Consider the following 26,120-nt stretch of genomic DNA (forward strand, 5'->3'; position numbering starts at 1 on the left):
AGGTAAATATCGACACTTCGTGCGGGAAAGGTTAAGTTTCCTTCCTCTTGAAGGAGGAAATTCATGGCTGACACTCTCAACCTGTCGGACGCCAAGCCCGGACGCGGCCGCATCTACGGTTCCATCACGGAAACCATCGGCAGCACCCCACTCGTGCGCCTGAACCGGCTGCCCAAGGAGCGTGGGATCGACGCCGAAATCCTGGTCAAGCTGGAGTTCTTCAACCCGATTTCAAGCGTGAAGGACCGCATCGGCGTCAGCATGATCGAGGCGATGGAGGCCGCCGGCAGGATCAATGCCGACACGACCCTGATCGAGCCGACCTCGGGCAATACCGGCATCGCGCTCGCCTTCGTGGCGGCGGCGCGGGGCTATCGCCTGATCCTGGTGATGCCCGAGACCATGTCGATCGAGCGGCGCAAGATGCTGGCCTATCTCGGTGCAGAACTCGTTCTCACCCCCGGTCCCATGGGCATGAAGGGCTCCATCGCCAAGGCCGAGGAGCTTCTCAACGAAATTCCGAACTCGGTCATCCCGCAGCAGTTCAAGAACCCGGCCAATCCGGAGATCCATCGCAAGACGACCGCCGAGGAGATCTGGAACGACACCAACGGTCAGTTAGACGCTTTCGTGGCAGGCGTGGGCACCGGCGGCACGATCACCGGTGTCGCCCAGGTGATCAAGCCGCGTCTGCCGAACATGAAGGTGATCGCCGTGGAGCCGGAAGATTCCCCGGTGCTTTCCGGTGGCCAGCCAGGTCCGCACAAGATCCAGGGCATCGGGGCCGGCTTCGTGCCGGATGTGCTCGACCGCGCGCTCATCGACGACGTGGTGACGGTCGGCAACCAGACAGCGTTCGACACCGCGCGCAGGCTTGCCAAGCTCGAAGGCATTCCCGGCGGCATCTCGACCGGCGCCAATGTGGCGGCAGCACTCGAAGTGGCAGCGCGCCCCGAGTTCAAAGGCAAGCGTATCGTCACCGTCGCGCCCTCCTTCGCCGAGCGCTACATTTCGAGCGCTCTGTTCGAAGGCCTCTGATCGTCTCATCGCACGATCAACGAGGGGCGGCTTCACGGCCGCCCTTTTTGTTTGCGCGCTCCAAGCGTGGCCAGAACTTCACCTCGCCGGTCGGGTTCTCTTTGCTGCATCCGAATTCAAGCAAGGTTTCCAAGAGGATTTGATGGAGTTCATCATGGCGGAACGCAAGGCTCCCCACTCATTGCAGAAGCAAACGGCGGACCAGATCCGCAACCAGCAGCGCGGCGGCGATGTTGCAAATTCATCGAACGCGGGCCCCGAGGCCAACGACACCATGCGCAAGGTCTGGGACGAACCCGGCGGCGAGGCCTATGCCTATCGCCAGTCCATGGGCGGTGCCGGCAACCGGGATGAAGACCATTCCGATCTGACCGCAGCCGAAACGCCGGAAGCCACCAAGCACCTGAGCGATGCGAGTCTCTCGCCCAAGGACAAGGACGCGACGGCCGAGGCTGTCGAGCGGATGAAGGCGGACAAGGGCAAAGGCTGACAGGAGCGGATCATGGGCAATGCAGGCTACGGCAATTCCACCGAAGACACGAAGAAGGATGCCGAATCCGAGCGGTTGAACCCGCAGCGGCCGGGTTCCAAGGCGTCGCCTGACAAGGATCGCACCGGCAAGATGCCGGCGGCAGGCCCGCACGACAAGCCGCACCTGACCAATCCGGATGCGACGCCCGGGACAGGCTCATTGCCGGAATCGGGCGATCACGACGCAACGGATTCGACGAGTTCCTGATGAAGGAGATCAGAATGGCTCAACCCGACAACAAGAAGTCCGGTCAAGCAACCGACAAGGATATCGATGCGCCCCGGCTGACCCCTCAAGGCCGCGAGAACCCCGAGGCTTCCGGCGAGGATTCGACGAATCCGATGGGGGAGGGCGCGAAGAAAGGTCAAAGCAGCAAGGCTGAGGGATAGCTTGGTTTCGTCATCCCGGACGTAGCGAAGCGGAGATCCGGGATCGCTGGACGAGAGGGGGCTTATCCTGCACACGATCCCGGATCGGCTGCGCCGTCCGGGATGACAGGAGTGGATCATGAAAAAAGGCCGCCCGGTGGGCGGCCTTTCAGTATCCGCCTAAGGCGCTGCCTTTAAGCGCTCAGCGCTTCCTTCTGCTTCTCGGCGCGCTTGCGGTCGTTCGGGTCGAGGATCGCCTTGCGGATGCGGATCGATTTCGGCGTCACCTCGACGAGCTCGTCGTCTTCGATCCAGGCCAGCGAGCGCTCGAGCGTCATGCGGATCGGGGGCGTCAGGCGCACCGCTTCGTCCTTGGAGGTCGTGCGGATGTTGGTGAGCTTCTTGCCCTTGAGCACGTTGACCTCGAGATCGTTCTCGCGGTTGTGCTCGCCGACGATCATGCCCTGATAGACCTTCCAGCCGGGCTCGATCATCATCGGGCCGCGATCTTCCAGGTTCCACAGCGCATAGGCCACGGCCTCGCCCGCGTCGTTGGAGATCAGCACGCCGTTGCGCCGTCCCGCGATCTCGCCCTTGTAGGGCTCGTAGGCGTGGAACAGGCGGTTCATGATCGCTGTGCCGCGGGTGTCGGTCAGAAGCTCGCTCTGGTAGCCGATGAGACCGCGGGTCGGAGCGTAGAACACGAGGCGCTGACGGTTGCCGCCGGACGGCTTCATCTCGACCATCTCGGCGCGGCGCTCGGACATCTTCTGCACCACGACGCCGGAATGCTCCTCGTCCACGTCGATCACCACTTCCTCGATGGGCTCGAGGAGCTGGCCGTTGTCATCCTTCTCGAACACCACGCGGGGACGCGACACGGCGAGCTCGAAGCCCTCGCGGCGCATGGTCTCGATCAGGATCGCGAGCTGCAATTCGCCACGGCCCGAAACGTAGAACGAATCCTTGTCGGCGGCTTCCTCGATCTTCAGCGTCACGTTGCCTTCCGCTTCCTTGAATAGGCGGTCGCGGATCATGCGGCTCGTCACCTTGTCGCCCTCGGTGCCGGCAAGCGGGCTGTCGTTGACGATGAACGACATGGTCACGGTCGGCGGATCGATCGGCTGAGCCTGGATCGGAATGTCGTTCTCAGGAGCCGAGAAGGTGTCTGCCACCGAGCCCTTCACGAGGCCCGCGATGGAGACGATGTCGCCGGCCTCGCCGACGTCGATCGGCTGGCGCTCAAGACCGCGGAAGGCCAGGATCTTGGAGACGCGGCCGGTCTCGACCACGTTGCCCTCGCGGTCGAGCACCTTGATCGACTGGTTCGGCTTCACCGAGCCGGAGCTGATGCGGCCCGTGACGATGCGGCCCAGGAAGGGGTTGGATTCAAGCAGCGTTCCGAGCATGCGGAACGGGCCTTCCTCGGTCTTGGCCGGGGGCACGTGCTCGAGCACGAGGTCGAACAGGGGCGCGAGGCCCTGATCCTGCGGGCCTTCCGGCGACTTGGCCATCCAGCCGTTGCGGCCGGATCCGTAAAGGATCGGGAAGTCGAGCTGCTCGTCGGTGGCGTCGAGCGCCGCGAACAGGTCGAACACCTCGTTGATGACCTCCTGGTGACGGCCATCGGGGCGGTCGATCTTGTTGATCGCCACGATGGGCTTGAGGCCGATCTTGAGGGCCTTGGAGACCACGAACTTGGTCTGCGGCATCGGACCCTCGGCTGCGTCGACCAGTACGATGGCGCCGTCGACCATGCTGAGGATGCGCTCCACCTCGCCGCCGAAATCGGCGTGGCCGGGGGTGTCGACGATGTTGATCCGGGTGTCCTTCCAGACCACCGAGGTCGCCTTCGCCAGAATGGTGATGCCGCGCTCCTTCTCGAGGTCGTTCGAGTCCATGGCGCGCTCTTCCACGCGCTGGTTCTCGCGGAACGCGCCGGATTGCTGGAGCAGCTTGTCGACGAGGGTCGTCTTGCCGTGGTCGACGTGGGCGATGATGGCGATATTGCGTAATTTCATACGGGGTCTTTCAAAGCAAAGCGGCCCGGCACGCGGCAAGCTTGGCCGCGCCCCTGGCTCGTACCGGGCGAAAAATGATTGCACTGCAATATAGGGAGAAAGGTGAGGCCGCAATAGGGCGGGAAACAGGATTGCAAGCTGGGCCGGACAGGAATATTTGTTACAACGTATCTTAATTGTCGGCAAGAACCAGTCGGTATGGCCGGGCTTGCCCCCACCTTCGTTTCCGTCGGGACCCATGACTGCTCAACAACTGATCGAGGTCGATCTGGCCTTCAATGCCATGGCGCAACGGGAGGGCACCGGAAAGGCCTTCATCGCCTTTGCGGCCGATGCCCCGGTCCTGATCCGACCTGGGAACATGCCGCTTCTCGGCCGATCCGCCTTCGTCGAGGCCTTCTCGCAGGTCACCGGATCGGCCCTGTCCTGGGAGCCTCTCACGGCGGAGATCGCGGCAAGCCAGGACCTCGGCTATACCTTCGGGCGCTATCGGATCCGCGAGGGCGGCGAAACCAAGGCCCATGGGGTCTATGTGAGCATCTGGAAGAAGCAAGCGGACGGGACCTGGAAATTCGTCCTCGACGGCGGCGGGACCACGCCGCAGGAAGTAACGCTTCCCTGACGGAGACCAGCACCGTGGGGCCCGCAGCCTGCGCTGCGAGCCTGACGGTTGATCGAGGGTGGCGCGACAGGCAGCCCGGCTCGATGTCTGATGGTGAAGGGAAGAGCCGAACTGCCTCTTCGCGCACGGCTTGTTGAGGCGGACAGGCGAGGCCGGCTCAGTCAACCGCCGCAGGCGGTGACCGTCTGCGCGACGGCGGCCTGCGACCGATCCCGACGACCAACCCAGCATCCTGGGCCTCCCGTCACCCGCACCTGCGTTCAGTGCGTGCACGGGACCGTGCCTGCTCCCACACTGCGACGCCTCGCGAGCGCACCCCTCGCAGGAGCAGATCTGAGGCAATGATATAGCTAATGCTAGGATCATTGTCAAGAACAAAATGAGAACATTATCCAAGCGCCTATCGCGTCATCCATCCCCGGACTTGTTCCGGCCATCCCCGTCTTTGCAGCGTTGCGGTTCCCAAGGCGTGGATCCCCGGGACAAGCCCGGGGATGACGGCGGAGGGTGTGGGATTCAGTCCGATGCTTCGCTCTTGGAAGAGCGCATCGTCGGCAGGGCTGCGCGGATGCGTTGCGAGAAGTCGGGCGCATCATCGGCGACCCGAGCGGCCTCGTTGATGAGGGAGCGCCGCCGCAATTCGTCGAACGGCAGCGCCGTGTTCACCCGGCCCGAGTGATAGAGGTAACTGTCGATCAGACCATTGAGGAGATGCCGGATGTCGAACCGGCCCTTCCGGCCCGCGGCGTTGGCATAGCGGATGATGTTGATCGTGCAATTGTTGCTCAGCAGATGGTACCATTCCGGACGGTCGGCGAGCTCGTTGATGCGTTCGAGATAGACCAGCAGGAGCCGGCGCGCGTCCTCGGCTGAAGTATTCAGGCGGTAGAGATACACATTCTCGGGGCGATAATTGGTCGGCCCTGAATAATGCGGAAGCACAAGGCCGGTGCTGGGTTTCAGGCAACCTGAGAAGTATCCGGTTGCGCGATTGAGCTCATCAGAGCTGCAATGATCCAGGCCATAATAAGCCTGAGCCAGTTCAGGATCAGCCGCAGGTTATGTCCGGCGGCCACGAGCAGCGCATTCACCGCATCGCCCGCAGCTCCGAGCAGGTGATTGCGTCCAAGTCGCCCATCCTGTTTCATGTGCCCAATCATCGGCTCGATGGCTGAGCGTCGTCTCAGCTCCCGTCTGATCGTTGGTGTGAGGCCGCGCCGCTGTCGCGTGATGAACACGCGCTCCGCCTTGGCGTAGTCATGCCCGCGATAGCCCTGGTCGACGTAAATGCGATCCGGCTCAGCCCCACTCAAGGCCGTCACCTGATCCACGGTAGCGCTGAGCGTATGGCCATCATACGGATTGCCCTCCAGCGCCTTGGACGCGAGCACGAAGCCCTCCCGGTTGGTCACCGCCACAGCCACCTTGGAGCCAAATTCGTACGGCCGATGCGCCTTGCCTTTGGCGATGCACACCACCTCGGGCGCATGCAGGCTGTACACCTTGTTCTTGCTCGTGCGCTCCTGCATCAGGAGGCGCTCCGTCAGGCCGAGCAGAGGAGCAAATCGGCGTGAGAGAACCTCATCGCCTGTGACTTTGCGGGCGACATCGCGGTAGACCCGCCCGAGATAGGTCTTCAGCCGCTTCAGTTCGCGCCGCATGCGCCGCATCTGCCGCGCATGGGCATAGCGGCCGGCCTGCACGGCCGCCCGTTTGGCCAGACGCGTGTGGGCCTGGCGCAGCCGGAGACCATGCCGTTTGGCCTGCCGTACCAGAGCCTGCAACGCCTTGAGATAGAGCTTCGCGTCGGTCGGATGAGTGATGGCCTTGGGCTGCACGGTGGTGTCGACGCTGATCCGCTCCAAACTGGAGGGCCGCACCGCGCCGCTTTCCAACCCGGCCTGGATCGTTTCAGCCAGCAGTTTCTCCAGTCCGTCGGGTCCGAGCCGTTTGCGCCAGCGGGTGAGCGAGCTGGGATCGCAGGGCAAATGATGCTGGAAGTACTCGCAGCCGCAGAACCATTGCCAGTACGGGTTCTCGATCCAACGCTGCACCACCGCCTCATCGGACAGGTTGAAGGTGTGCTGAAGATACGACAGCCCAACCATCAGCCGGGTCGGTTTGGCAGGCCGTCCGAGCGGGCGATAGAAGCGGCCAAACTCGTGATCGAACCTGCTCCAGTCGATCAGACCGGCCAGGCGAAAGAGCTCGTGCCGGGAATCGAGGATCTGATCGAGCCGGCTGCGGTAGAGATCGCCGGAGCTCGGCAGCGTCGGTTTGGGTCCCATGAAATACACCAGCTTTGTGCGGGTCAGCACCCAGGAACCAGCATTTTACGATGCTTCGCGAGGGCGAAGAATCCTTCTGCCCCAAGAAGTTGTGGGTTATTCAGGGCCGACTCCTTAAGGTCCCAGAGCAATTGATCGAGGAGCGGCGCAAGGCCGGAACGATCATCGCTATAAGGGCAGGGGACGACCACGGGTGCCCGGCCTGCCAGTTTGGGCTGGATGGAATAGTCCCTGGTCTCGCGGAGGCTTTGGCCGTCATGCCGCTCCGGGCCGATGGATGCGGTTGGAGTGGCTCCTGGTTCCAGACAATGCGCTGGAACGGCATTCTCCCCTTGATGCTCTCCGAGAAGGGCGCATTGAGGAAGTGGTGGACGTCGCTCGGGGGCAGGGTGCCGAGTGATGCAATCCAGGAGCCCCGCCACTTTGTCGCTCCGATACTCGGCGTCGGAACATGACCTGTCAGCAGATTTCTAATACACGGTATTGCAAAGAGGAGATCCTCATGCCGCAGCAGGAACTGTCGGACCCAATCACTCTACGGCTACCCCTTGGAGTTCTGCGCGAAATCGAGAGGATCGCAGAAGCTACGGACCGGACGAGATCGTGGATCATGGTCCGAGCCCTCAAGCTGTATCTCGCTGGCGAGGGGAAGGACATTCTCGCTGCCGTCGAGGGACGCAAGCAGATCGCCAGTAGCCACTCTCACGACATGGATGACGTTCTCAACGAGATTGAAATCATCGTCAACGGCGAACGACATGATGAGCTATCGGGCATCGTTGGAGGCCATGGCGGCAATGATCCGAGGCGAGTATTATTGGCAAAGGAGACGCCTCATGAACTAAGAGCTCTTCTTGCAGATGACATTGCGGATCTTGACCGTCCTTAATCAACGCCCGATCAGCGAGCACCAGTAGCGGAGTTCTTCGAGGGACGTCTGGACTTACAGACGATGACTAAGGAGTTCCCAACTCATTGTCAGAATATGGGAGCCTAACCCATTCCGGCGCAATTCTTCGCGCGGATGTCTTGCCGGCCATCAGCCTTCTGTCAAAGGCTGCTCAGCAGGTGCATAGCCTTCTCTCAGAGGAGGTTGATGTTTCTCCCGAGATGGCATCTCGAATAGATGAATTGTGCGGTAATGGCCCTAAGATTTTCATCCGCATGCAGGAGGCTCTTCACCTCTGGAAGGCAAAAGTGAAGGACGGCGGGCGGGGTGCATGATCGCGAGGATGATAACAAACAGAAAAGTGACGCGAACCGGTCTGACGGATGCAGTGTACGTAGCCTCAGGCCTTCCGCTAATCGCTGGCACCGTCTGGATTATAGTAATCCGCGAGTTGTGTGTTGATGTCATCCTGTTCGGGGCGCCGGCTGCGGTGATGAGCCTTTGACTTCTTCCGATGGGTCTTCTGATCGCCCCCGATCACAGTCACGATACTCCGATCCTTCACGCGGAACTGGATACCATTGACCGTAATCGTCGATGCGCCGTGCTCAATGCCCTTCGCGACGCCATCGGTTAGGATTTCCCGCCTCAAAGCATCGACGTCGATCCCGAACACCCGTTCGATATATCGCAGTAAGGCATGGTCAGTGATACGGACATCCTCTGTCGGACGCGAGCGTCGCTCGACCTCGGCGAGGAGGGAACGACGCGTCGCTTCCATCTGCGCGACCTCACCTTGCAGGGCCGTCATTTCTCTTTGATGCTCCGAAATCCGACCGTGAATCATCTCGATCTTGGATTTCAGATCCTCGATGTCACCCACAAGGTCGGACGTGGATCGACCTGTTCCTGCTCCCATCTCGTGCTCCATGTAGAAGGCCCTCGTTGCATTATCCTCCAAGCCTGCAATCGTACCGATCCCTTACCGAAGGAAGAGAGTAGGGGCGCAAAAGCTCAGTGGAAATTACGAGCGGTAAATCTGATCTCAATGGCTGATGCCGGATTGGTTTGCGCCACCGGAAGTTCCCCATTGGGATCCCGCGCGCCCTGCCTGAGGATTTCACGCGTTCCGAGCTTCGCCTCGTCTCCTCGACCGTATTCCACCTGGAATGGTTGATTCCGGTCGCCGACGGAGCGCAGCAGGTGCGATAGATCGACGATGTGCTCGGCGACAACATGGATCACCCCGCCCTCCTTCTGGAGGCGTCCACGACACCCAATCATTCCTGCGGAGAGGATCAGCCGGCGCTGTTTCTCAAACAGCGATGGCCAGACGACGAGGTTCGCCATGTCGGTCTCATCCTCAATCGTCATGAACATCACTCCCTTTGCGGACCCCGGCTTCTGCCGTACCAGAACCATCCCAGCGACTGTCAGCCGGCGGCCATCCCTCATCATGCGGATTGCCGAGCAGCGATGAATTCGCTGGCGCCGTAATTCCTCCCGGAGAAAGGAAATCGGGTGTTCCCGAAGCGTCAGCCCCTTTGATCGATAATCTTCAACGACCTCTCGGCCCTCGGTCATGGGCGTGAACTCGACATGCGGCTCATAGCCTTCCGGCCGGATCTGACTGTCCCGCTCATCGGCTGCTGCAAAGAGGGGGAGGGGCTCATCCGAAAGACCTCTGATGGTCCAGAGAGCGTCGCGTCTACTAACAGCGATAGATCCGTAGGCGTCCGCGTCCGCCAGTCGCTCGAGAGCCGCGACAGAAATTCCAGCCCGACACCAGAGATCCTCGACCGATGTGAAAGGATAGTCCGCCTGGGCCAATGGGATCATGGCCGCCTCGGAGTTCTTCAATCCTGCAACGAGCCTTAACCCGAGGCGGACCGCGAACCGCTTCGGGTTTCGCGTCGGCTCGAGTGTGCAATCCCAACGGGAGTGGTTGATATCCACCGGCCGGATTTCGACGCCGTGATTTCGCGCGTCCCGAACCAGTTGTGCGGGGGCATAGAACCCCATCGGCTGGGCGTTCAGGATGGCACAGCAGAAGACGTCAGGATGGTGGCATTTCATCCAGGACGAGGCATAGGCGATCTTGGCGAAGCTCGCCGCATGGCTCTCCGGGAATCCGTAGGATCCGAACCCTTCAAGTTGCTTGAAGGTCCTCTCCGCGAACTCAGCGTCATAGCCACGAGCGGTCATGCCACTCACGAGCTTGTCCCGGAACTTGGTGACACCCGCCGTCAGCTTGAATGTCGCCATCGCCCGCCTGAGTTGGTCCGCCTCGGATGGCGTAAACCCGGCGCATTCGATGGCCACCCTCATGGCCTGCTCCTGAAAGAGCGGCACGCCGAGGGTCTTTTCCAGAACCCGCTGCAACTCGGCCCGGGGATATTCCGGCTTCTCATGACCTTCCCTGCGCCGGAGATAGGGATGCACCATATCGCCCTGGATCGGTCCGGGCCGGACAATCGCCACCTGGATCACAATGTCATAGAATTTGGCCGGCTTAATCCGCGGCAGCATCGCCATCTGGGCGCGGCTCTCGATCTGGAAAACGCCAACCGTGTCCGCCTTCTGGATCATGCGGTAGGTCGGGCGGTCATTCAGCGGAATCGTGGCGATCTCCCGCTCCTCGCCCTTATGCTCCCGCAGGAGATCGAAGGCCCGGCGCATGCAGCCGAGCATGCCGAGACCCAGCACATCCATCTTCATGAATTTCAGGGTATCGATATCGTTCTTGTCCCACTCGATCACCTGCCGGTTCTCCATGGCGGCAGGCTCGATCGGCACAAGATCGTCGAGACGGTCCTGGGTCAACACAAAGCCACCCGGATGCTGCGAGAGATGACGGGGTGCTCCGATCAGCTCGGACGCCAGTTCAAGCGTCATCCGCAGCCGCGGATCCTTGAGATTGAGGTCGAGCTCTTGGGCCTCCTTCTCCGTCACGCCATCGTTGCCCCAGCCCCAGACGAGGCCGGACAGGCCGGCGGTCACGTCCTCCGGCAGGCCCATGACCTTGCCAACTTCCCGCACGGCGCCACGCGCGCGATAGGTAATCACCACTCCAGTCAGAGCGGCACGATGGCGGCCATAGGTGTCGTAGATCCATTGGATCACTTCCTCACGACGCTCATGCTCGAAGTCCACATCAATATCGGGCGGCTCGCGCCTCTCCTCAGACACGAACCGCTCGAACAGGAGATCGTGCTCGATCGGGTTGATCGAGGTGATGCCCAAGACGTAGCAGACAGCGGAGTTGGCGGCCGAGCCGCGCCCCTGACACAGAATGCCTCGCGTTCGCGCAAACTGGACGATGGCATTGACCGTCAGGAAGTACGGCGCGTAGTCCAGCTTCTCGATCAGATGGAGCTCATGCCGGATGGTTCCGGCCACCGTATCAGGGATACCGTCCGCATAGCGCCTGTTCGCGCCCTCCCAAGTCAGGCGCTCCAGCTTCTCCTGAGCGGTCTCACCCGGATCGGTCTCGGTCGGATACTGATAGCGCAGCTCGTCGAGCGAAAACGTGCAGCGATCAAGGACTTCCTGGATCCGCTGGAAGGCTCCGGGGTGTCGCTCGAACAGACGCTGCATCTCCGTAGGATCCTTCAGATGCCGATCCGAATTGCGCTCCAGCCGGTAGCCCGCGGTGTCAATCGTGCAGCCCTCCCGGATGCACGTGACCACATCCTGCAGCCGGCGCCGATCCGAATGGTGATAGAGGACGTCACCCAATGCGACCGTCGGGACGCGGGCGATCCGGGCGGCTTCTTCAAGCTCATGGAGGCGCAGGTGATCGTTCTGCGAGAACCGGCGGATCAGAGCCATATAGGAGTGGTTGCCGAAGGTGGACTTCAGGCGCGACAGGTTGGCTTTGAGTGGGGCGTTTGCTTCATCGCCAAGGAGGATCGCTAGCAATCCTTCATTCCAGGCAACGACGTCCTCCCATGTCAGAAAGCATTTTCCCTTTCCGCCGCGGCTTTTCCCGATGCTCAGCAGGCGGCACAGCCGGGAATAGGCCGGACGATCCGTCGGATAGACCAGGAGCGACGTGCCGTCGGTCAGATCCAAGCGGCATCCGACCACCAGGCGCACACCGGTTTCCTTCGCAGCCTCGTAGGCCCGGACGATGCCGGCCAGAGAGTTCCGGTCGGTAATGCCCAGCGTAGATATCCCGAGCAGTTTGGCCTGCTCGAACAATTCGGCCGGGCTCGATGTGCCACGCAGAAACGAGAAATGAGTGGTGACCTGCAGGTCGGCATACACGGTCATGCAAAGAACCCGTGCATCCACCAGCGGCCGCCCCCGGTCATCGGTGCGTCACGGAAGATCCAGAAGCGAGAGCCTTCGATAGTCTCAAGCCGGTAATAATCCCGGATTCTCTTCTGCTCATCGCCGAGCCACCACTCGGAGGTGATCCGCTCCGGCCCATCGGCCTTCATGACCTTGTAGCGGACCCGACGCCAGATGAACGACACCGGCGGGTGATCCGGCAGCAAGGCTGTCGTCATGATCGATTCCGGCGGATCGAGGAGGCGGGTGGGACGCTCCAGGTTCTCCGGCCAGGTAGATTCCGACGGCGGCGCGAGAGGGGAAATCCTCCTTGTCATGCGCTCTGGCACCAGGGACTGGACCGGAGCGAGCCGATAGACGCGGTCCTCCCCAATGCGAGCGGTCAGCCGGTTAACGAGTTGGCTCAGGTCGACGGCTTCGTCCTCGGCCTCGATCCCTCTTGCGACCGTCTGCTTCTCGGAAAGCGGATCGACGCGGTTGGCGACGAGGACGATTTCCTCGATGCCAAATCCCGGGTCGACCGTCTCAATTTTCTCATCGAACAGCTTTGCCAAGTGAACATGGTCCCGGGTGGCCTTGGCTGTCCCGACGCGGAGTGACGCCCCTTTCTGATCCACCCGGCGAACGATCAGGTCCAGCCGACGGACACCCTCGCCGCGCTTTTCCAATGTCTGACACAACTCCTCTGAGAGCCGTCGCACCACAAGCTGTAGGTCCTCCAAACGGCCGATCGGCTCCGCAAAGGCGCGGGATGCAAGAACCGCCTCCTCCGGAATGATCGGCGTGATCGGCTCGAAGGCATGCCCCAGCGCCTGGTCCAGGCGCAGACTTGCTTCGCGGCCGAAGCGGCGCACCATCGGGGCCCGTGGCATGGCGGCGAGCTGACCAATACGCTCGACACCCAAGCGATGCATGGTACTCACTGTCTCATGAGAGAGCCTGAGGGCTTGCACGGGCAAGGTCGAAACGGTATCGACCGTCCGGCCTGCCGGAATAATTCCGCCCCTGCCATACCGCGCAAGGGCCCATGCCGCACCTGGCACATCGGCGATCGCTGCGTGGGCATGAATACCGTTGTTCTCGACACGATCAATCAGCTTCTTGAGCAGCGCTTCCTCGCCTCCAAACAGATGCTCCACTCCCGCGATGTCGATCCAGATGCCGTCTGGAGGATCAGATGCGACGACGGGCGAAAAGCGGATCAGCCATTCTGCGAGTTGACGCAGCGATGCCCTTTCACCGTCCGGATCGGCATCGATGATATGCAGATCCGGGACCATGGCCTGTGCTTTGGCAACTGCCATCCCCTCGATCAATCCGACCTTTTGAGCGACCGGACAGGCAGACGCAATCAGGCGGCGCGAGCCCTGCTTGATCACGGTCACAAGCGGCTTCTCGCGCGGGGGATCACCGAACTTGCGCCTGATCCTGTCGGTCGGCCAGGTTGGCAGGTAGAGCGAGACGACCCTGCGCATCGCAGGCCTCCAAAATCCAGGAATGGGGTTGTGCACCCCGGCAGCGCACGAGTTCGACCTGCCAGCGGCCGCGTCTGAGGCCAGAGGCAGGAACAACCTCTGACGGGGCCGGCGACACGCGCCATCGCGTCGAGGCAGCGGTGGGAAGCTGGGTCAGGTCCTTCTGGGCGACCGTCCACCAACGCCGGATGACTAGGGCGGGAACGCCTGAAGCCTCCGCGGCAACTTGCAGGCGACGGGAGGCGGTGAGGCCGAGCCGGGAGACTTCGCCGATGACCGCGCCGAGGCCTTTCTGATGGAGGCCCTCTTCGATGAGAGGCAGGACGTCGGCATCACGGCAGGTCTCGGCGTAAATGACACGATCCGGATGAAGGCCAACCTTCATCAGGCCGGGCGCAAACAGATCGCGCCGGGTCAGGCACCAGAGCACCGGCCCCTTGAGACGGGCGGCAATCCCGGCCGCGAAGAACGTGGCGGTTCCGGCAAACTCCGACGCGGGCCCCTCCTCGATCACCTCGTGCAGAGATCCGAGGGTAAGCCCTCTTCCCGGCAAATGCCGGTCGAGCGCCGAGACGCCAAAGGGCAGGGGCTTGCGTGAGCCATGAGCCCCGCCGAGCCTCTCGATCTGGCGCCGCAAGTCGTCGATGACTTCGCGCCGGGTGGCCATCGGTCAAGCTCACCTCCCTCCTACAACCAAATGGAACAAAACAAGAACATATGCCGCTGCGCAGAGTCAATGTGATGTTCGCCCAAGCGCCTGTGGATATCGGGGAGGAGAGTGTTGCAAGGGCCGGGTCGATGTGTTTGGCGCCGAGTGTTGATCCTTTTGGCACTGGCCCTCGGCCTCGACGGCGGCGCCGGTGACCCCAGAATCCCATAGTTTCCCACAGTTTCTCGACAAGCTCGAAGCCGAAATGGCAAGCCAGCTGGCTGCCTCCCCTGAGAGGATCGTCATCCTTCTCGCGTCGCTCTCCGCCAGGAAAAGCTAAGCGGCCAGAACATGCATCCTATTGGCATTCGGTGCGTTATTCCAACCTGGGCGATAAGGGAGGAAGCCGTGACAGACATCAGCCAGATCAAGGAACATATGGAAGTCATCGGCGCTGACGGCGCCCACGTCGGCACGGTCGATCATCTCGACGGAGACCGCATCAAGCTGACCAGGAAGGACAGCGGGGAGGGGACGCACAAGGGCCATCACCACTACATCTCGACGGCTTTGGTCGCGGACATCGAGGGTAATCAGGTCCGACTCTCGGCCAACGCCGATGTTGCGGTTACCTTCGAGGAGGAGAGCGACGGCAGCCAGGCCTGATGCTCGGCCGCCTGAATTCAAGGCTTAACTGAGGCCGTCTCAAACCAGGCTCATACCCGATGTAGAAACAGAGTGTAGAAACAGGGCAAAATTTGGTGTGTCAGCAGGGTCCATGACTGTTGTGAATCGTTGCGCCGCAATGGATTCATGACTTTGATTGGACCTCGCCACGTGGCTTGCTCAACATGAGGGCATGTCCCAAGACACGATCCAGTACCTGGTGCTTCACAGGTGCGATCCCAGCTGCAACATGGCCCGCTACTATGTCCTGGCGATCGAGCCCAGCCTGTTTGGTGACCCCACGCTAATCCGCGCGTGGGGCCGCATTGGCCAACCTGGTCAGACGCGGATCGAGATTTATGAAACCCAGTCGAAGGCTGTGGAAGCTCTTGAGACTTGGCTCCGGCGAAAGCGCCGACGTGGCTACGCGCTCAGAGATGGATAGGAGATGGCTGTGACAGACGCGGTGGTGTGCGCCATCCCGAATGCTGAAGTAGAAGATGCGGAGGCTGACCGATCATGCCATGGCAGCGTTGAGCCTGTTCGCTGACAAAGGGCCTCTTCAATCCGATCATGCTCGTTACGAGCCATCTTGCGGTCTAGAACATCCCAATAGCCATTCCTGCCGCGAGCGCGGCCCCGAGCTCTTCGCAGCGCTTCAGATCGTCTGAGCTGATGACTTTGGGAGCTAAGATCGCTTCCGGCGTCTGCGCGTGGGTGCAGACGATCAGCGGATCAGCAATAGCCCTGAGCCGCCATCCGGTCGCAATGCGCTCAATCTGACGGGCTGCGTTGTGACCCTCACTGCCGGCGCAGATCAGCGTCGCGTAAGGACGCCCGCTGATCCGATCAAGCGCTGGATAGTAGGTTCGGTCGAAGAAGTCCTTTATCAGCCCGGCTATGGCCGCCAAATTCTCGGGAGTGCCGAAGAGATAGCCGTCCGCTTCCAGAAGATCTGCAGCCTGAGCAACCGGTGCCGGAAGCAGGCGGACGCGAACGGTCGACTCTGAAGCTGCCCCACGGGCAGCAGCATCAACCATCTGACGGGTGCCGCCAGTCATCGAATGACACACGATCAGCAACGTCTTGGTCGTGCCTGGGTGCAATAGGTCATCCATTGGCTAAGATCCTGAACCCGGTGGCAGGTCCGAATCGGTACGAACTCCCAAATTCCAACACCTGACTTGTGAGTTCGGCTGCCCGGTTCCTCAAATTTCCAGTTCCTCATTGAGCGGGTGGAGGTCGCGGACCATCTGGTGGAGGCGCGAGGTATCCAAGTGGGTGTAGATCTGGGTGGTCTCGATGCCGGCATGGCCGAGCAGCTCCTGCAGCACGCGCAGGTCGGTGCCACCGGAATGCATATGAGTGGCGAAGGCATGGCGCAGCACATGCGGTGAGACCCGCTCCGGGCTCGCCAGCCCTGCCGCCACCGCCGCCTCCTTGATCTCGAGCAGGGCCGCCTGGCGGGTCAGCGCTTTGCTACCGTTGCGGACCGAATGGAACAGCCAAGGGGAGGGCGCTCCACCGGAGTAGGCGCTGGCCAGCTTCTGCCACTGGGCGATGGCCATAATCGCCCGCTCGTGCAGTGGCACGAGGCGCTGCTTGTCGCCCTTGCCGCGCACGAGCAACATGCGGGTGCCGGGCGGCGCAGCATCGGAGGGCAGGGACAGGGCCTCGCTGATGCGCATGCCGGAGGCATAGAGGGTCTCGAACAGGGCAGCCCTGCGGGCATAGCCGGCCTGCCGGTAGAGGCCGACCGAGGGATCGGCGGCGAGAGTGTGCGCGGTCTCCAGGAGCGCTTCCGTCTCGGCAACGGACAGGACGAAGGGCAGTTTCCGAGCCTGCTTCATGGCCGACAGATGCGAGGTGGGATCGCGCGCGCCGAGATCCTCGGCGATCAGGAACTTGTGCAAGCCACGCGCCACCGTGATCCTTCGGGCGATGGTCGAGCCGGCATAGCCGCGCTGGTCGAGAAAAGCGATGTAATCTCGGATCTGCTCCAGGCCGACTTCGTCCAGGCCGAGGCTGTTCTCGTCGAGCCAGGCGAGATAGCAGCTGAGATCGTCGGTGTAGGTGTCGATAGTGCCGGCCGAGGCCCCGAGCTCTGTTGCCAGGGCGTCGAGCCAGAGCTCGGCCAGCCGCTGATTGGTCCGCATGCAATCCTCCTGTCAGAGGACCCTGCCACGGCACCGGTTACCGACTTCTTGTCAAAACTCCATGGTCGATCGCCTGCCACGGTCTCAATTCTCGACGTTAGCCCGATCCAAAGGGAGGTGATTCAGACCGTCAGCGTCTTCTTGTTGGGCCGGTTCGGGTCCAGCTTCAGCGGCAGTGCGGTCACAATCATGCGCTCTCGTCGCTGGTAGACGATCCTCACCTTCGGGGAGACGGCGCGATTGCGGAGCGTCAGCTTTGCGATGACCATGACCCTGGAATGCGGATCCCAGCAGGGGTTCGCGAAGGCAGCCCGATATTTGAGTTCGATCCGATCGACGAGGTCAATCAAGGAATCCGGCTCATAATCATCGGGATTGTACCACTCACGGAATCGCCGAAGTGCATGGATCGTCCAGCGGCGTTCGATCGCCGCCATGATGTCCGGATGAGACGCGGTGGAGGTCATGACCGCTCGTCGGAAAACCCCATACGCTCGATAGGAATTATCGTTCACGTCAGCTCGATGGCAATCGCGACCTCCGACAGAATTGGCCGCAATCAGACGTGATGCTAGACTCTCGACCATGACACAGATGGCCGACGAGATCCGCACCCTCATGGCAGATCTTTACGATGATCCTGAGGGCTTCCTGACGAGACCTCACCTGTGGTTCGGCGGGCGTTCTCCGGACGAGCTCATGGCGACTGAGGCAGGCCAGTTCGTGCTCCTGAAGTTCCTTCGCGGGGGAGACCACATGCCGCCCACTGAACCTGATCGAGACTTCAAGCCCTACACTGCCGCGAACACTGACCACGCCATTGACCAGACGATTGCCCGCCTTGAGGAGCAAATCGAGCAGCTCAGGGCTCTGAAAGGATCTGGACCGGAGATCGCCACAGTCATCGGAAGGGCACGGGAGGTTTATGGCGATGAGGGCCTGCTGTGGCTCCTTGAGTATAACCAGGTCCTGCAGACGACACCTTTGGATCTCGTGCTGCAAGATAAGGCCGAACGTGTCCTCACGCAGCTTGGACGGATTGAGCACGGCGTGTACGTGTGAGCGTCGCCAACATGCTTGTGGGAGCGAAGCCGGAAATCCTATGTGAGTGCAGCTGGAAGGCTTTCTGCTGAGAAACCGATCCTGCCGGCGAGGTCGCGGACTTCGCGGATCATCTGAAGCACAGAGGCCGGTTCCGATACCATGCACAGCTGGAACCTGATTTTCGACAGCACCACTGCGCAGGAAGCCTATCAGCTGAGATCGCGAGAGCGGCTCGCGCTCGATACGAGATTGAACCCTCCACCGTAATGGCCTCGAGGTTCACATGATCCAAGCCATCTGTTTTGACGCCTTCGGGACGCTGGTGGAGATCGCCGACAAGCGCCGGCCATTTCGGGCGCTGCTGCGGGGAGGGGTGACAAGCATCACAGCTGAGGAGGTCCTCACGAAGCCTCTCAACCTTCGGGAAGTCGCAGCAGGTGTTAGCCACGAGCTCGGGGAGGGTGGCCTGGCGGAACTGGAAGCCGACCTGCAGGCTGAATGTACCTCGGTTCGCATCCGGCCCGGGATCGCCGAAATCTGGCGATCTCTGCGAGACAGCGGCCTGCGGATCGGTGTCTGCTCCAACCTGGCGCTTCCGTATGGCCCACCGCTTCTCTCCGCCCTGCCAGACACTCCGGATGCCGTGATCCTCTCCTACGAGGTTGGACTGGTAAAACCGGATCCGGCCATTTTCCATCTGATCTGCGATCGGTTGGGCTTTCCGCCGGCGGAGGTCCTGTTCGTGGGCGACACCCCGTCGGCCGACGTCGATGGGCCACGAGCAATCGGCATGCCGGCGATGCTCATCTCAGACTTCGAAGAGTATACCAGGCGCGAAGTCCATAGGATTGGAGAACTCCCTGAGGACCTCCTTGCCGCCATCCAGAGAGCGGAATACGGCACTGGCCCCTTGCATACCCCGATCAGCGATACCGGAAGGCGGGCTCGCGTTATCAAAGGTTCGGGCCTCGGACCGTTGATCAGTATTGAGGAGGGTCTGGCACGACTGGAGGAGATAACAGTCGATGATGACTCGACTGACTGGGCGGAATCTGAGCTCCTCGGAATTGACAGCATGGCGGAGAGGCTTGGTGTCTCGGTCGCAGCACTCGATCAGTGGAGGTATGACAGGAAGGCCATAGCCTTCCGCAAGGATGCCAATGAATTCGTCTACCCAGCGCGCCAATTTGATCATTCTCAGCCGATTGAAGGGCTGGATAGGGTTGTCGGGTACTTCCCGTCTTCAGAGGAGGCGTGGGAGTGGTTGGTTACAGCAAATTGCTACACGAGTGGCGAGCCTCCAATCGACCGGCTGCGGTCGAAGCATATTGAAGAGGTCATCCGCGCAGCGGAAGGCGCATGTGACTTCCAGTGAGCAACTCAAGCGGTACGAACATCCTCCGTGTCAGGCAAAGCCGCCGATTTCAACACGGCTCAAGTATCTCTTCACAGCATTGAGCTTTCCATGTTTCACGAGTTCCTCAGCCGTTAGGTCGCCGAAGCTCGGAAGCGCCTGGGTCTGGTACCAACTCCAGGCTTGTTCAGCTGACCCGGCCATTGGCAGCACCTGAGCGATGATGGCGAGCGTATCCTGGTCGGGCGCCCCCTGCTCTGGATCCAGAAGTAGCCGAGCTTGTGTAGGATGAAAGCGCTGTCGAATCCGTGCTTGATCATGTGGTTCGCGATTGAGATCTAATCGGTTGTCGTGGAGCGCCAGCCTCGTCGAATCGTCTCGATCGATTCGACGTTCGGTAGCAAAAGCCACCAGACTAAGTAGGTCGCCATAAGACTTGCAACACGAGAGCCGCGGGTGTTCCCTGGGGAGCATGCAACGACATGATCACTCTCCCGAGACATGGCTCGATGAGGCGGATCGCAAGCGGCTTGCTGCCGCGCTAGCCGGCGCCCGCGAGGCCCGTGTGTATCGCCGCCTTGAGGCGCTGCTGTTGGTGGCCGAGGGGCATTCCGTGGCCGAGGCGGCCCGCCGCTGCCGGGTCAATCGCTCCAGCGTGCACCGCTGGCTGGTGCAGTACCGGGCCGAGCATGAGGCCAGCGCGCTCCACGACCGGCCGCGCAGCGGGCGCCCCGCCGTCAGCCGAGGCTGACGCCGCAGCGGCTGGCGGCGGCCCTGGCGCGCGATCCCCGCCGCTGCGGCTATCAGGCCACGAGCTGGACGGTGCCGCTGCTGGCGCACGACCTGGCCGCCAAGGGCCTCGCGGTCAGCCCGCGGACGCTGCGGCGCCGGCTGCACGAGGCGGGCTATCGCTGGAAGCGCCCGCGCTATGTCTATGTCGCGCGCGCGGCTCATCTGGCGCAGAAAAAGGGGGGATCACCCGACGTCTGAAGATGGGTTGGCACAGGGGGGATCGGCTGCTGTGCCTCGACTGGACGCTGCTGCGGCTGTTCCCGCCGCTGCGCGCGACCTGGGCACTCAAGGGCAAGCAGGCGGTCGTGCCGATCACCGGCCGCAATGCCAAGCGGGTGCTGTTTGGGGCGATTGACCTACGGACCGCTCGCCGGGTGGTGCTGGTCCGCTGCCACGCCGGTCAGGCCGATGCCCAGGCGTTCCTGCGCGCGTTGCGGCGCCGGTATCGCGGTGCCGGCTGGCTCTGGCTGCTGACCGACCGGGCCAGCGCCCACACTGCCCCGCAAACCCAAGCCCTGGCCGCTCGGCTGCGCATGCGGTTCGTGTGGTTGCCCCGGCAGGCGCCAGAACTGAGCCCGATGGATCAGCTTTGGCGCGAGCTCAAGCGGCTGGTAGCGGCCAACCGACAGACCGCCTCCATCGAGGCTCTGGCCGCCGACGCCGCGGCTTGGGTTCTGACGCTGACGCCGCAACAGGCGCGTCGCAAGGCCGGCATGGCATCCAAACACTTCTGGCTCAGAATCCTGTTGCAGAACTTTTGGCGACCTACTTAGTATGCCTCTATACAGTCTTGGTAGGGGCAGGGGAGGCCAGTAGCATGGGCGAACTCTGCAAACGAGCACCCTGAAAGCTCCTCAGCATGAGGATAGTTCGGAGATCATCTGAGGGAATGAACAGTTGGACAAGTTCCCGAAAGACAAATGGTTTTCCATCATCAGAATAGAAAAATAGATCCGAGTGGATCGGACCTAAAAATCCCAGGAAGAACAAGGCGTAAAAACACCAGCTATTCTCGTCGGCAATCTCAAGCAGACGAGTTCATACTAACTGACATTTGAGAAAGAACCATCACATGAGTTCTCATGAATGCGATCGGCTGCCTGCGGGATATCGGGTTGACCTCGGTGAGAGCGATACGGTGGACCCGTCACGACGGGTCGGCCTGCTCTGCTTCCTGTTGGACAGGGTTATCGCCGCCAGGAACTCGGAATCCGGAGCCCGTTTCGGCCCTCAAAGCCTGCAGGGCCATGGGGCATTCGTGACGCTCGCGTGCCAGTTTCAGCTCCGCTATGGCCTGCAAGCCCAAATTACTGGTCTCGTCCTCAAGAATTAATCACAGAACCACCACACTGGCGAGGCCATCGATGAGTCTCCGGCACCCAGCAGCAGCAAATTCACCCACGTCATCCATTTTGAATCGAACGACATACCAATGCTTTTTCTTGAACAGCCGTCGCTGCCCACCACTGCTGAAACACCTATCCTACAGATGACATTGCGGGAACTCCTGGACAGCACCCGACGGGCTATTCGCCAAGCGCTTCCTCGAGAGGTCTGGATCGAGGCAACGGTCCTCAAAGTCCGGCGTGGCAAGGCTGGCCACCAGCTCGAACTCGTTGAAACACACTGTGACGATCCAGCGCGATGTGCACGACTCACATGCTTTCTGTCGGGCAAAGTCCTCGAGACTATCCGGGAGGAGTTCGGGTTCGAGCTCGATCCTGCCACTCTCGAGGGATCGTGCGCACTTCTGAAGCTTTCCATCAGCTTCCATCCTCATTATCACCTGCAGGGGCAGGTCACCGGGCTCAGCCCGGCGTTGAGCGAGGACCAGTTCCGCAAGGCGCTTGAAGCCACGCGCCGGGCTCTCAAGGATGCGGGCCTCTTCGATGCCCAGTCCAGGCTCGCGGCACCCGCCGATATCCTGAGGCTCGCTGTGATCCACCCAGCAGGCAGCGATGGCTGGGCCGATGTGCATCCGGAGTTCGAGCGCCTGACGCGCCATGGCCTGCTAAGGGTTGTCTCCATCCCTGCGACCTTCGAGGGGGCTGGCGCCCGCGCCTCCTTATGCGCAGCTTTGGCCCAAGTCGCACACCTCGCGGCGAGGGACGGGCTCGATCTGGTGCTGATGGTGCGCGGTGGTGGTGCCGCCGCCGGTCTCCGGGTGTTGTCCCATGCTGACGTGGCGTGGGCGATTTGCCGCTTGCCGATTCCGATGGTGACGGGGCTTGGCCACGCCACCGACCGTTCGATCCTCGACGAAGTGGCGTGGCGGTCGGCGGACACTCCAAGCAAGGCCGCCGCCTTGGTGATCCGGATGATCAGGGATCGGGCCGATCGTGCCAGACGCGATTACTGGGACATCCAGGACAATCTCCAACAACATCTGCCCCAGCAGGTTCAGAGGCTGGGGCAGATCCAGCAGGACCTTTGCCGCGATGTCCAAGCCGTCGTGGCTCAGGCGAGCGTAACGACGCGAAGCGCCCATCAGGTGGCGCAGACCTGGCGGGCAATGATCCGGCTGGAGCTGAGTCACCTGCAGGGTGAACTCGAACTGTGTTACAATGAGCTGATGCACGGCTCGGATGCCTTGCCACGCCGGCAGCGTCGGGAATTGGGCGAGCGTCACCAACGTCTTCTGACTGAATTTCGTAAACGCTGTGCTGCGCTGGATGACACGGGCACTCAGGCCATCACCCTCGGTAGCGCGGGCCATCTTCTACTGGCGCGCCAGCGGCAGAGTCTCGAGAGCCTCCGCCGTGAAGTGCTGCAGCTCATGAGACGCTCGTGCTCTGAGGCATCGCACCGACTGGATGCCCTGCACCGGGAAGCCAAGGCACTCAGCGTCCAGGGCACGCTGGAGCGCGGATTTGCGATCGCCCTCGATCCGCAGCGCCGCATGCTGACCAGCGTAGCGGCCATCCGGTCATCCACCTTCACCCTCATTCTTGCCGATGGCGCTGTGGCCGCCACCGCTGAGGATCTCTTCTGACACCGCCACGACAGCAACAGGACCCACTCTCATGAATAGCAACCAGACTAACGAACCTGCGTCGACGCAGACTTACGCCACCCAGTATCAGATCCTGCGCGAGACAGCCGAGCGCCTGCGCACTGGCGGCCCGGAGGATATCGATGGTTTGCTCGAGGATTTCCGCAGAGCCACCAAGGCTTATGACTATTGCCGAGTCCGGATCGAGCAGATCCAGGCAGAACTCGACACGGAGATCGCCCGCAGTCGGCAGCCGGAGCCTGCCCTGTTTTAAACCGAGGGGTATCTCTCACCGCACGAAAGGCGGCAGCAGCACCCGTCAAAACGACTACCATCGCCTTGTCACTCTCTGGAGCAGGGGCGCCATCGCGCCCCCGCTCTTTTCTCATGGGCAGCCACTCGAATCCTGGGCGTCACCCATGCGGTTAGTCCACCGTCTCGTTCGCGGCAACCGCATCCAGAAGCGAGGGCACACCGTAGGTAGCGGCCGCGATCCGATAGCTGTCGGCGGCTAGGGATGGAGTGAGTGCCACCGTCAGAAGCGCCGCGGCCTCGTTGACAGCATCGTGAATTTCATAGGTTCGTTGAGCATTACGCGGACCTACGGGTTCCCCCGCTCGAGCGACATAGATCTCAGCGGCGATCTTTGCGGTCAGGTGCAACAACCCTGACGAGGTGAGCTTGGGATTGGCTGCGTCAGTAGATCTGGTATCCATCATACCATCATCGTCAGCACTCACAATGTCCTCTCTCATCCGACGATCTTCCACAGCAGCGAGGTAATGAGAACCCCAACAAACACCCATCCTACTGGCTTCATGATTATGTGACTGGCCAGCGCCTCGCGCTTATGCGCGGCTATCTCCCGCTGCTTGGCTTTCATCTCGGCGGCGTGCACTTCCTCATACATTTTCGCCCGTTCCTCGGCTATGGTTCGCCTCATCGTCGTCAATCTTCTGTCGAGTTCCACCGACCGGACCCGCTGCGCCTCAAGAAACTCTTTGATCTCGTTCTGCTTGAAGGCATTGTAAGGCTCGTGGATCTTCTCCAGAGCATTCTGTTCAGCGGCCTTCATCCGATCTAGGAACTGAAACGCATGAGCTTCGAGCTCACGCAGGATCTCCCTGTTCTGCCGCACGGTGTTTTCACACCGCGCAGCAACCGCATTCATTTCCCCTAAAATACTCGCCATCTTGGTGCCGTGAAGCGTCATCTCCGCCAGCACCCCAATGACGGGATGGTCCCGATCGACGTCCGAGTGCAGCCCATGACGCAAGGCTGCCTCCGACAGCATTGCATGATACTGGGCGGCCTCGGATGGTTGCAGCCCTTCCAGCACACGCGCCACATAATCGATCCGCGTCACCGGAGTCCGATGATCTCCTGATCTGCTCACGGATTCACCCCCTGAAACGGACCAAAGCTATCGAGCTGCGCATAGATTCTCTTAGCCCAGGTCGTCATCATCGAGCCTGCGGTAAAGCTGGGGTTATTGGCAACGAACTCGCCAATCAGCTGACCAGACTCTGCCCATCGCTTGAAGATCGATGGGTTCGGAAAGGCCTCCACGTCGATCTCGTGGGCCCCGGTGCTCAGCAGATGGGGGCGCACGATCGAGCCGTTGTTGTAGGAGTCGAGCGCGCCGTCCTTGCCATTGCGGACGACAAGCCAATGCTCATCGGGCCGACCGTCCAGATTGGTCATGTTGTTCGCCAAGGTCGTCAGCGATTGATTGGATGCTACGATTGAGTATGCATAGACCCGTGTGATACCGCGACCAATCCAGCTATCCAGACCAATGTCCCTCAATGCCCGGTCGACCAGTCCAAGTTGCGCCGCGCCGAGGTCAACGATAATCGCATCGACCTCACCGGACTGCATCGCCTCGCCAACGAGATTGCCGAATTTCTCGACCTCTGCGTCAATCCAGTGGCCGCTCGTTTGAAGGTTTATACCCGTCACTCGCTCTTCGCCGAGGGTCTCAAGTTGCTTGTTAACCGGGTCGGTGTCGATGCCTCTCCACCGCCACTCCCTCATGCCGAAGTATGACGCGAGGATCTGCGCAAAAATGCTCTTGCCGCAGCCGCCCTTCTCACCTGTAGACTCTATTAGCAGCATCAGAACACCTTCTGGATCTTGCCGGGCTGCTGGCGCACTTCAGGCAAGGCGGGCTGAACGGGAGGGGTGCTGGCGGCTGGCGCTTCCTCAGCGCCGGTTTGCGGTTTCCTATCCGCTTTGGGTGCGGCCCCGGCATTATTCTTGCGCTTCGTTTTGCCTTTTTCATCGCCCTTGGATGCGGATGTCTCCTCGGTAACCTCAGCGCCTGCGGCCTTTTTCCCTTTTGCGCGCTCTTCTCTCACGTACTGACGTAGGGTCGACGGAGCGATGACAAATTCTAGCTGCTCGAAGAAACTGCAGATGCTTTCATATGAGTTTCGATTCGCCAGGGCGCCCTCGATTTTCTCGTAATTCGCCTCGAATGCCATTCGCGTTGGGCTCTTCTGGATTGGCATGGCTTCGATCAACTCGCCGAGCCGCCGGATGCGTTCTTCAATGGTCATTGGTTCTCCTATCAAGTCAGATGGACCTCAACTTTGGTTCAGGAAGAGTTGCCAGAGCGGCAGATGCGCCGCACGATTTTGCCTATGAAGGAAGTGCTTCTTCATTGTCAAATTTGGCGATTCGACATCGCGGTATTTGCCGATTCGCATGGAAATTTTGCCGATTCGCTCTGGCATCGACCCGATTCGCGCGGCTATCGGGCGGCAATCAGCTTGATCACGAAGCGGGCGACGAGCCCAAAAGCCTATGAAATGGGCCAGCGGTGAGTTGTGACTACAAAAAACCAAGTGCGGGTATCGACGTCAGCTGCTATCAACCCTCGATCCGGCATCTCCTTTTGAAGGGACACCATTTTATGAATCGCGCCAATGCCACC

Annotated in this window: 32 protein-coding genes; 17 read left to right on the forward strand and 15 right to left on the reverse strand. The window is 61.2% G+C overall.

Features of this window, described 5'->3' with window-relative positions; all coding sequences use genetic code 11:
• The first annotated feature begins 63 nt into the window (after positions 1-63).
• The 4 genes from cysK (at position 64) to ACS5Q1_RS23470 (ending at position 1,959) form a co-directional block, all read left to right on the forward strand.
• Complete coding sequence (gene cysK / locus ACS5Q1_RS23455; RefSeq protein WP_473100427.1) at positions 64-1,038, forward strand: cysteine synthase A; 975 nt, start codon at positions 64-66, stop codon at positions 1,036-1,038.
• Positions 1,039-1,192: 154 nt separating this feature from the next.
• A complete protein-coding gene (locus ACS5Q1_RS23460) occupies positions 1,193-1,528 on the forward strand; it encodes a hypothetical protein (protein ID WP_473100428.1) in 336 nt (111 codons plus the stop codon).
• A gap of 12 nt (positions 1,529-1,540) precedes the next feature.
• Positions 1,541-1,777: a hypothetical protein gene (locus tag ACS5Q1_RS23465; protein WP_473100429.1), complete on the forward strand. Its 237-nt coding sequence runs from the start codon at positions 1,541-1,543 to the stop codon at positions 1,775-1,777.
• A 14-nt stretch (positions 1,778-1,791) separates the two neighbouring features.
• A complete protein-coding gene (locus ACS5Q1_RS23470; protein WP_473100430.1) occupies positions 1,792-1,959 on the forward strand; it encodes a hypothetical protein in 168 nt (55 codons plus the stop codon).
• Between the two features lie 173 nt (positions 1,960-2,132).
• Here the strand turns inward: ACS5Q1_RS23470 and typA are convergent, their stop codons facing one another.
• Positions 2,133-3,959: a translational GTPase TypA gene (gene typA / locus ACS5Q1_RS23475; RefSeq protein ID WP_473100431.1), complete on the reverse strand. Its 1,827-nt coding sequence runs from the start codon at positions 3,957-3,959 to the stop codon at positions 2,133-2,135.
• Positions 3,960-4,197: 238 nt separating this feature from the next.
• Here typA and ACS5Q1_RS23480 point away from each other — a divergent pair, with 238 nt between their 5' ends.
• Positions 4,198-4,581, forward strand: a complete 384-nt coding sequence (locus ACS5Q1_RS23480; RefSeq protein WP_473100432.1) for a YybH family protein — start codon at positions 4,198-4,200, stop codon at positions 4,579-4,581.
• A 516-nt stretch (positions 4,582-5,097) separates the two neighbouring features.
• Here ACS5Q1_RS23480 and ACS5Q1_RS23485 read toward each other — a convergent pair.
• Complete coding sequence (locus tag ACS5Q1_RS23485; protein WP_473100433.1) at positions 5,098-5,523, reverse strand: lipoprotein N-acyltransferase Lnb domain-containing protein; 426 nt, start codon at positions 5,521-5,523, stop codon at positions 5,098-5,100.
• Between the two features lie 17 nt (positions 5,524-5,540).
• Positions 5,541-6,869, reverse strand: a complete 1,329-nt coding sequence (locus ACS5Q1_RS23490) for an IS5 family transposase (protein ID WP_473100434.1) — start codon at positions 6,867-6,869, stop codon at positions 5,541-5,543.
• Positions 6,870-7,371: 502 nt separating this feature from the next.
• On the opposite strand from ACS5Q1_RS23490, the gene ACS5Q1_RS23495 reads away from it, so the two are divergent.
• On the forward strand, positions 7,372-7,758 hold the full coding sequence (locus tag ACS5Q1_RS23495; protein WP_473100435.1) for a CopG family ribbon-helix-helix protein: 387 nt from the start codon (positions 7,372-7,374) through the stop codon (positions 7,756-7,758).
• Between the two features lie 412 nt (positions 7,759-8,170).
• Here the strand turns inward: ACS5Q1_RS23495 and ACS5Q1_RS23500 are convergent, their stop codons facing one another.
• The 4 genes from ACS5Q1_RS23500 to ACS5Q1_RS23515 all read right to left on the reverse strand — a co-directional run bounded on the left by ACS5Q1_RS23500 (position 8,171) and on the right by ACS5Q1_RS23515 (position 14,196).
• Positions 8,171-8,677, reverse strand: coding sequence for a hypothetical protein (locus ACS5Q1_RS23500; protein ID WP_473100436.1), 507 nt, complete (start codon positions 8,675-8,677; stop codon positions 8,171-8,173).
• A gap of 95 nt (positions 8,678-8,772) precedes the next feature.
• Positions 8,773-12,033 carry an error-prone DNA polymerase gene (locus tag ACS5Q1_RS23505; protein WP_473100437.1) on the reverse strand — a complete coding sequence of 1,087 codons (3,261 nt, stop codon included), beginning with the start codon at positions 12,031-12,033 and terminating at the stop codon, positions 8,773-8,775.
• Complete coding sequence (locus ACS5Q1_RS23510) at positions 12,030-13,529, reverse strand: Y-family DNA polymerase (RefSeq protein ID WP_473100438.1); 1,500 nt, start codon at positions 13,527-13,529, stop codon at positions 12,030-12,032. Before ACS5Q1_RS23510 ends, ACS5Q1_RS23505 begins: the two co-directional genes overlap by 4 nt.
• Positions 13,462-14,196 (reverse strand): ImuA family protein, encoded by a 735-nt coding sequence (locus ACS5Q1_RS23515; RefSeq protein ID WP_473100439.1) that lies wholly within the window; start codon positions 14,194-14,196, stop codon positions 13,462-13,464. Before ACS5Q1_RS23515 ends, ACS5Q1_RS23510 begins: the two co-directional genes overlap by 68 nt.
• 390 nt (positions 14,197-14,586) lie before the next feature.
• On the opposite strand from ACS5Q1_RS23515, the gene ACS5Q1_RS23520 reads away from it, so the two are divergent.
• Both ACS5Q1_RS23520 and ACS5Q1_RS23525 read left to right on the forward strand, forming a co-directional pair.
• Complete coding sequence (locus ACS5Q1_RS23520; RefSeq protein WP_473100440.1) at positions 14,587-14,844, forward strand: DUF2171 domain-containing protein; 258 nt, start codon at positions 14,587-14,589, stop codon at positions 14,842-14,844.
• A 193-nt stretch (positions 14,845-15,037) separates the two neighbouring features.
• Positions 15,038-15,289, forward strand: a complete 252-nt coding sequence (locus ACS5Q1_RS23525) for a WGR domain-containing protein (RefSeq protein ID WP_473100441.1) — start codon at positions 15,038-15,040, stop codon at positions 15,287-15,289.
• Between the two features lie 154 nt (positions 15,290-15,443).
• Here the strand turns inward: ACS5Q1_RS23525 and ACS5Q1_RS23530 are convergent, their stop codons facing one another.
• From ACS5Q1_RS23530 to ACS5Q1_RS23540, 3 genes are all read right to left on the reverse strand, one after another.
• Entirely contained in the window at positions 15,444-15,962 is a 519-nt protein-coding gene (locus ACS5Q1_RS23530) for a flavodoxin family protein (RefSeq protein ID WP_473100442.1), read from the reverse strand.
• 90 nt (positions 15,963-16,052) lie between these two features.
• Positions 16,053-17,000: a tyrosine recombinase gene (locus tag ACS5Q1_RS23535; protein WP_473100443.1), complete on the reverse strand. Its 948-nt coding sequence runs from the start codon at positions 16,998-17,000 to the stop codon at positions 16,053-16,055.
• 122 nt (positions 17,001-17,122) lie between these two features.
• The gene (locus ACS5Q1_RS23540; protein WP_473100444.1) at positions 17,123-17,467 is read right to left on the reverse strand and encodes a hypothetical protein; all 345 of its coding nucleotides are present in this window, start codon (positions 17,465-17,467) and stop codon (positions 17,123-17,125) included.
• Between the two features lie 118 nt (positions 17,468-17,585).
• Here ACS5Q1_RS23540 and ACS5Q1_RS23545 point away from each other — a divergent pair, with 118 nt between their 5' ends.
• Together ACS5Q1_RS23545 and ACS5Q1_RS23550 are read left to right on the forward strand one after the other, a co-directional pair.
• Entirely contained in the window at positions 17,586-18,062 is a 477-nt protein-coding gene (locus tag ACS5Q1_RS23545; protein WP_473100445.1) for a hypothetical protein, read from the forward strand.
• 265 nt (positions 18,063-18,327) lie between these two features.
• On the forward strand, positions 18,328-19,419 hold the full coding sequence (locus tag ACS5Q1_RS23550) for an HAD family hydrolase (protein ID WP_473100446.1): 1,092 nt from the start codon (positions 18,328-18,330) through the stop codon (positions 19,417-19,419).
• Between the two features lie 30 nt (positions 19,420-19,449).
• Here the strand turns inward: ACS5Q1_RS23550 and ACS5Q1_RS23555 are convergent, their stop codons facing one another.
• Positions 19,450-19,809 (reverse strand): hypothetical protein, encoded by a 360-nt coding sequence (locus tag ACS5Q1_RS23555; protein ID WP_473100447.1) that lies wholly within the window; start codon positions 19,807-19,809, stop codon positions 19,450-19,452.
• 61 nt (positions 19,810-19,870) lie between these two features.
• Between ACS5Q1_RS23555 and ACS5Q1_RS23560 the strand changes: the two genes are divergently transcribed.
• The 6 genes from ACS5Q1_RS23560 (at position 19,871) to xseB (ending at position 23,456) form a co-directional block, all read left to right on the forward strand.
• Positions 19,871-20,149, forward strand: a complete 279-nt coding sequence (locus tag ACS5Q1_RS23560; RefSeq protein ID WP_473100448.1) for a helix-turn-helix domain-containing protein — start codon at positions 19,871-19,873, stop codon at positions 20,147-20,149.
• A 71-nt stretch (positions 20,150-20,220) separates the two neighbouring features.
• Positions 20,221-20,388 (forward strand): winged helix-turn-helix domain-containing protein, encoded by a 168-nt coding sequence (locus ACS5Q1_RS23565; protein ID WP_473100449.1) that lies wholly within the window; start codon positions 20,221-20,223, stop codon positions 20,386-20,388.
• A gap of 2 nt (positions 20,389-20,390) precedes the next feature.
• A complete protein-coding gene (locus ACS5Q1_RS23570; RefSeq protein WP_473100450.1) occupies positions 20,391-20,963 on the forward strand; it encodes a transposase in 573 nt (190 codons plus the stop codon).
• Between the two features lie 299 nt (positions 20,964-21,262).
• The gene (locus ACS5Q1_RS23575; protein ID WP_473100451.1) at positions 21,263-21,523 is read left to right on the forward strand and encodes a hypothetical protein; all 261 of its coding nucleotides are present in this window, start codon (positions 21,263-21,265) and stop codon (positions 21,521-21,523) included.
• Between the two features lie 99 nt (positions 21,524-21,622).
• The gene (locus ACS5Q1_RS23580) at positions 21,623-23,182 is read left to right on the forward strand and encodes an exodeoxyribonuclease VII large subunit (protein WP_473100452.1); all 1,560 of its coding nucleotides are present in this window, start codon (positions 21,623-21,625) and stop codon (positions 23,180-23,182) included.
• A 31-nt stretch (positions 23,183-23,213) separates the two neighbouring features.
• On the forward strand, positions 23,214-23,456 hold the full coding sequence (gene xseB / locus ACS5Q1_RS23585; protein ID WP_473100453.1) for an exodeoxyribonuclease VII small subunit: 243 nt from the start codon (positions 23,214-23,216) through the stop codon (positions 23,454-23,456).
• A gap of 151 nt (positions 23,457-23,607) precedes the next feature.
• Here the strand turns inward: xseB and ACS5Q1_RS23590 are convergent, their stop codons facing one another.
• From ACS5Q1_RS23590 to ACS5Q1_RS23605, 4 genes are read right to left on the reverse strand one after another with little or no spacing between them, the layout of a single operon-like run.
• Entirely contained in the window at positions 23,608-23,901 is a 294-nt protein-coding gene (locus ACS5Q1_RS23590) for a hypothetical protein (protein ID WP_473100454.1), read from the reverse strand.
• 32 nt (positions 23,902-23,933) lie between these two features.
• Entirely contained in the window at positions 23,934-24,548 is a 615-nt protein-coding gene (locus ACS5Q1_RS23595; RefSeq protein ID WP_473100455.1) for a hypothetical protein, read from the reverse strand.
• A gap of 26 nt (positions 24,549-24,574) precedes the next feature.
• Positions 24,575-25,300 carry a P-loop NTPase family protein gene (locus tag ACS5Q1_RS23600; RefSeq protein ID WP_473100456.1) on the reverse strand — a complete coding sequence of 242 codons (726 nt, stop codon included), beginning with the start codon at positions 25,298-25,300 and terminating at the stop codon, positions 24,575-24,577.
• On the reverse strand, positions 25,300-25,743 hold the full coding sequence (locus ACS5Q1_RS23605) for a hypothetical protein (RefSeq protein ID WP_473100457.1): 444 nt from the start codon (positions 25,741-25,743) through the stop codon (positions 25,300-25,302). The genes ACS5Q1_RS23600 and ACS5Q1_RS23605 overlap by 1 nt, the downstream gene beginning before the upstream one ends.
• 63 nt (positions 25,744-25,806) lie before the next feature.
• On the opposite strand from ACS5Q1_RS23605, the gene ACS5Q1_RS23610 reads away from it, so the two are divergent.
• Entirely contained in the window at positions 25,807-26,010 is a 204-nt protein-coding gene (locus ACS5Q1_RS23610; RefSeq protein WP_473100458.1) for a hypothetical protein, read from the forward strand.
• The last annotated feature ends 110 nt before the right edge of the window (positions 26,011-26,120 follow it).

Source organism: Microvirga sp. GN3 (assembly GCF_055792825.1).

Excerpts from the sequence above, each read along its gene's own strand:
- ACS5Q1_RS23500 (WP_473100436.1), bottom strand. The coding sequence starts at position 8,677 with ATGGGAGCAGGAACAGGTCGATCCACGTCCGACCTTGTGGGTGACATC.
- typA (WP_473100431.1), bottom strand. The coding sequence starts at position 3,959 with ATGAAATTACGCAATATCGCCATCATCGCCCACGTCGACCACGGCAAG.
- ACS5Q1_RS23575 (WP_473100451.1), top strand. The coding sequence starts at position 21,263 with ATGAGTTCTCATGAATGCGATCGGCTGCCTGCGGGATATCGGGTTGAC.
- ACS5Q1_RS23535 (WP_473100443.1), bottom strand. The coding sequence starts at position 17,000 with ATGCGGACCAATCAGCGGCTGGCCGAGCTCTGGCTCGACGCCCTGGCA.
- ACS5Q1_RS23590 (WP_473100454.1), bottom strand. The coding sequence starts at position 23,901 with ATGATGGATACCAGATCTACTGACGCAGCCAATCCCAAGCTCACCTCG.
- ACS5Q1_RS23525 (WP_473100441.1), top strand. The coding sequence starts at position 15,038 with ATGTCCCAAGACACGATCCAGTACCTGGTGCTTCACAGGTGCGATCCC.
- ACS5Q1_RS23495 (WP_473100435.1), top strand. The coding sequence starts at position 7,372 with ATGCCGCAGCAGGAACTGTCGGACCCAATCACTCTACGGCTACCCCTT.
- ACS5Q1_RS23550 (WP_473100446.1), top strand. The coding sequence starts at position 18,328 with ATGATCCAAGCCATCTGTTTTGACGCCTTCGGGACGCTGGTGGAGATC.
- ACS5Q1_RS23605 (WP_473100457.1), bottom strand. The coding sequence starts at position 25,743 with ATGACCATTGAAGAACGCATCCGGCGGCTCGGCGAGTTGATCGAAGCC.
- ACS5Q1_RS23490 (WP_473100434.1), bottom strand. The coding sequence starts at position 6,869 with ATGGGACCCAAACCGACGCTGCCGAGCTCCGGCGATCTCTACCGCAGC.
- xseB (WP_473100453.1), top strand. The coding sequence starts at position 23,214 with ATGAATAGCAACCAGACTAACGAACCTGCGTCGACGCAGACTTACGCC.
- ACS5Q1_RS23510 (WP_473100438.1), bottom strand. The coding sequence starts at position 13,529 with ATGCGCAGGGTCGTCTCGCTCTACCTGCCAACCTGGCCGACCGACAGG.
- ACS5Q1_RS23580 (WP_473100452.1), top strand. The coding sequence starts at position 21,623 with ATGCTTTTTCTTGAACAGCCGTCGCTGCCCACCACTGCTGAAACACCT.
- ACS5Q1_RS23480 (WP_473100432.1), top strand. The coding sequence starts at position 4,198 with ATGACTGCTCAACAACTGATCGAGGTCGATCTGGCCTTCAATGCCATG.
- ACS5Q1_RS23570 (WP_473100450.1), top strand. The coding sequence starts at position 20,391 with ATGGGTTGGCACAGGGGGGATCGGCTGCTGTGCCTCGACTGGACGCTG.
- ACS5Q1_RS23515 (WP_473100439.1), bottom strand. The coding sequence starts at position 14,196 with ATGGCCACCCGGCGCGAAGTCATCGACGACTTGCGGCGCCAGATCGAG.
- ACS5Q1_RS23505 (WP_473100437.1), bottom strand. The coding sequence starts at position 12,033 with ATGACCGTGTATGCCGACCTGCAGGTCACCACTCATTTCTCGTTTCTG.
- cysK (WP_473100427.1), top strand. The coding sequence starts at position 64 with ATGGCTGACACTCTCAACCTGTCGGACGCCAAGCCCGGACGCGGCCGC.
- ACS5Q1_RS23560 (WP_473100448.1), top strand. The coding sequence starts at position 19,871 with ATGCAACGACATGATCACTCTCCCGAGACATGGCTCGATGAGGCGGAT.
- ACS5Q1_RS23460 (WP_473100428.1), top strand. The coding sequence starts at position 1,193 with ATGGCGGAACGCAAGGCTCCCCACTCATTGCAGAAGCAAACGGCGGAC.
- ACS5Q1_RS23545 (WP_473100445.1), top strand. The coding sequence starts at position 17,586 with ATGACACAGATGGCCGACGAGATCCGCACCCTCATGGCAGATCTTTAC.
- ACS5Q1_RS23610 (WP_473100458.1), top strand. The coding sequence starts at position 25,807 with ATGCGCCGCACGATTTTGCCTATGAAGGAAGTGCTTCTTCATTGTCAA.
- ACS5Q1_RS23470 (WP_473100430.1), top strand. The coding sequence starts at position 1,792 with ATGGCTCAACCCGACAACAAGAAGTCCGGTCAAGCAACCGACAAGGAT.
- ACS5Q1_RS23600 (WP_473100456.1), bottom strand. The coding sequence starts at position 25,300 with ATGCTGCTAATAGAGTCTACAGGTGAGAAGGGCGGCTGCGGCAAGAGC.
- ACS5Q1_RS23540 (WP_473100444.1), bottom strand. The coding sequence starts at position 17,467 with ATGACCTCCACCGCGTCTCATCCGGACATCATGGCGGCGATCGAACGC.
- ACS5Q1_RS23465 (WP_473100429.1), top strand. The coding sequence starts at position 1,541 with ATGGGCAATGCAGGCTACGGCAATTCCACCGAAGACACGAAGAAGGAT.
- ACS5Q1_RS23530 (WP_473100442.1), bottom strand. The coding sequence starts at position 15,962 with ATGGATGACCTATTGCACCCAGGCACGACCAAGACGTTGCTGATCGTG.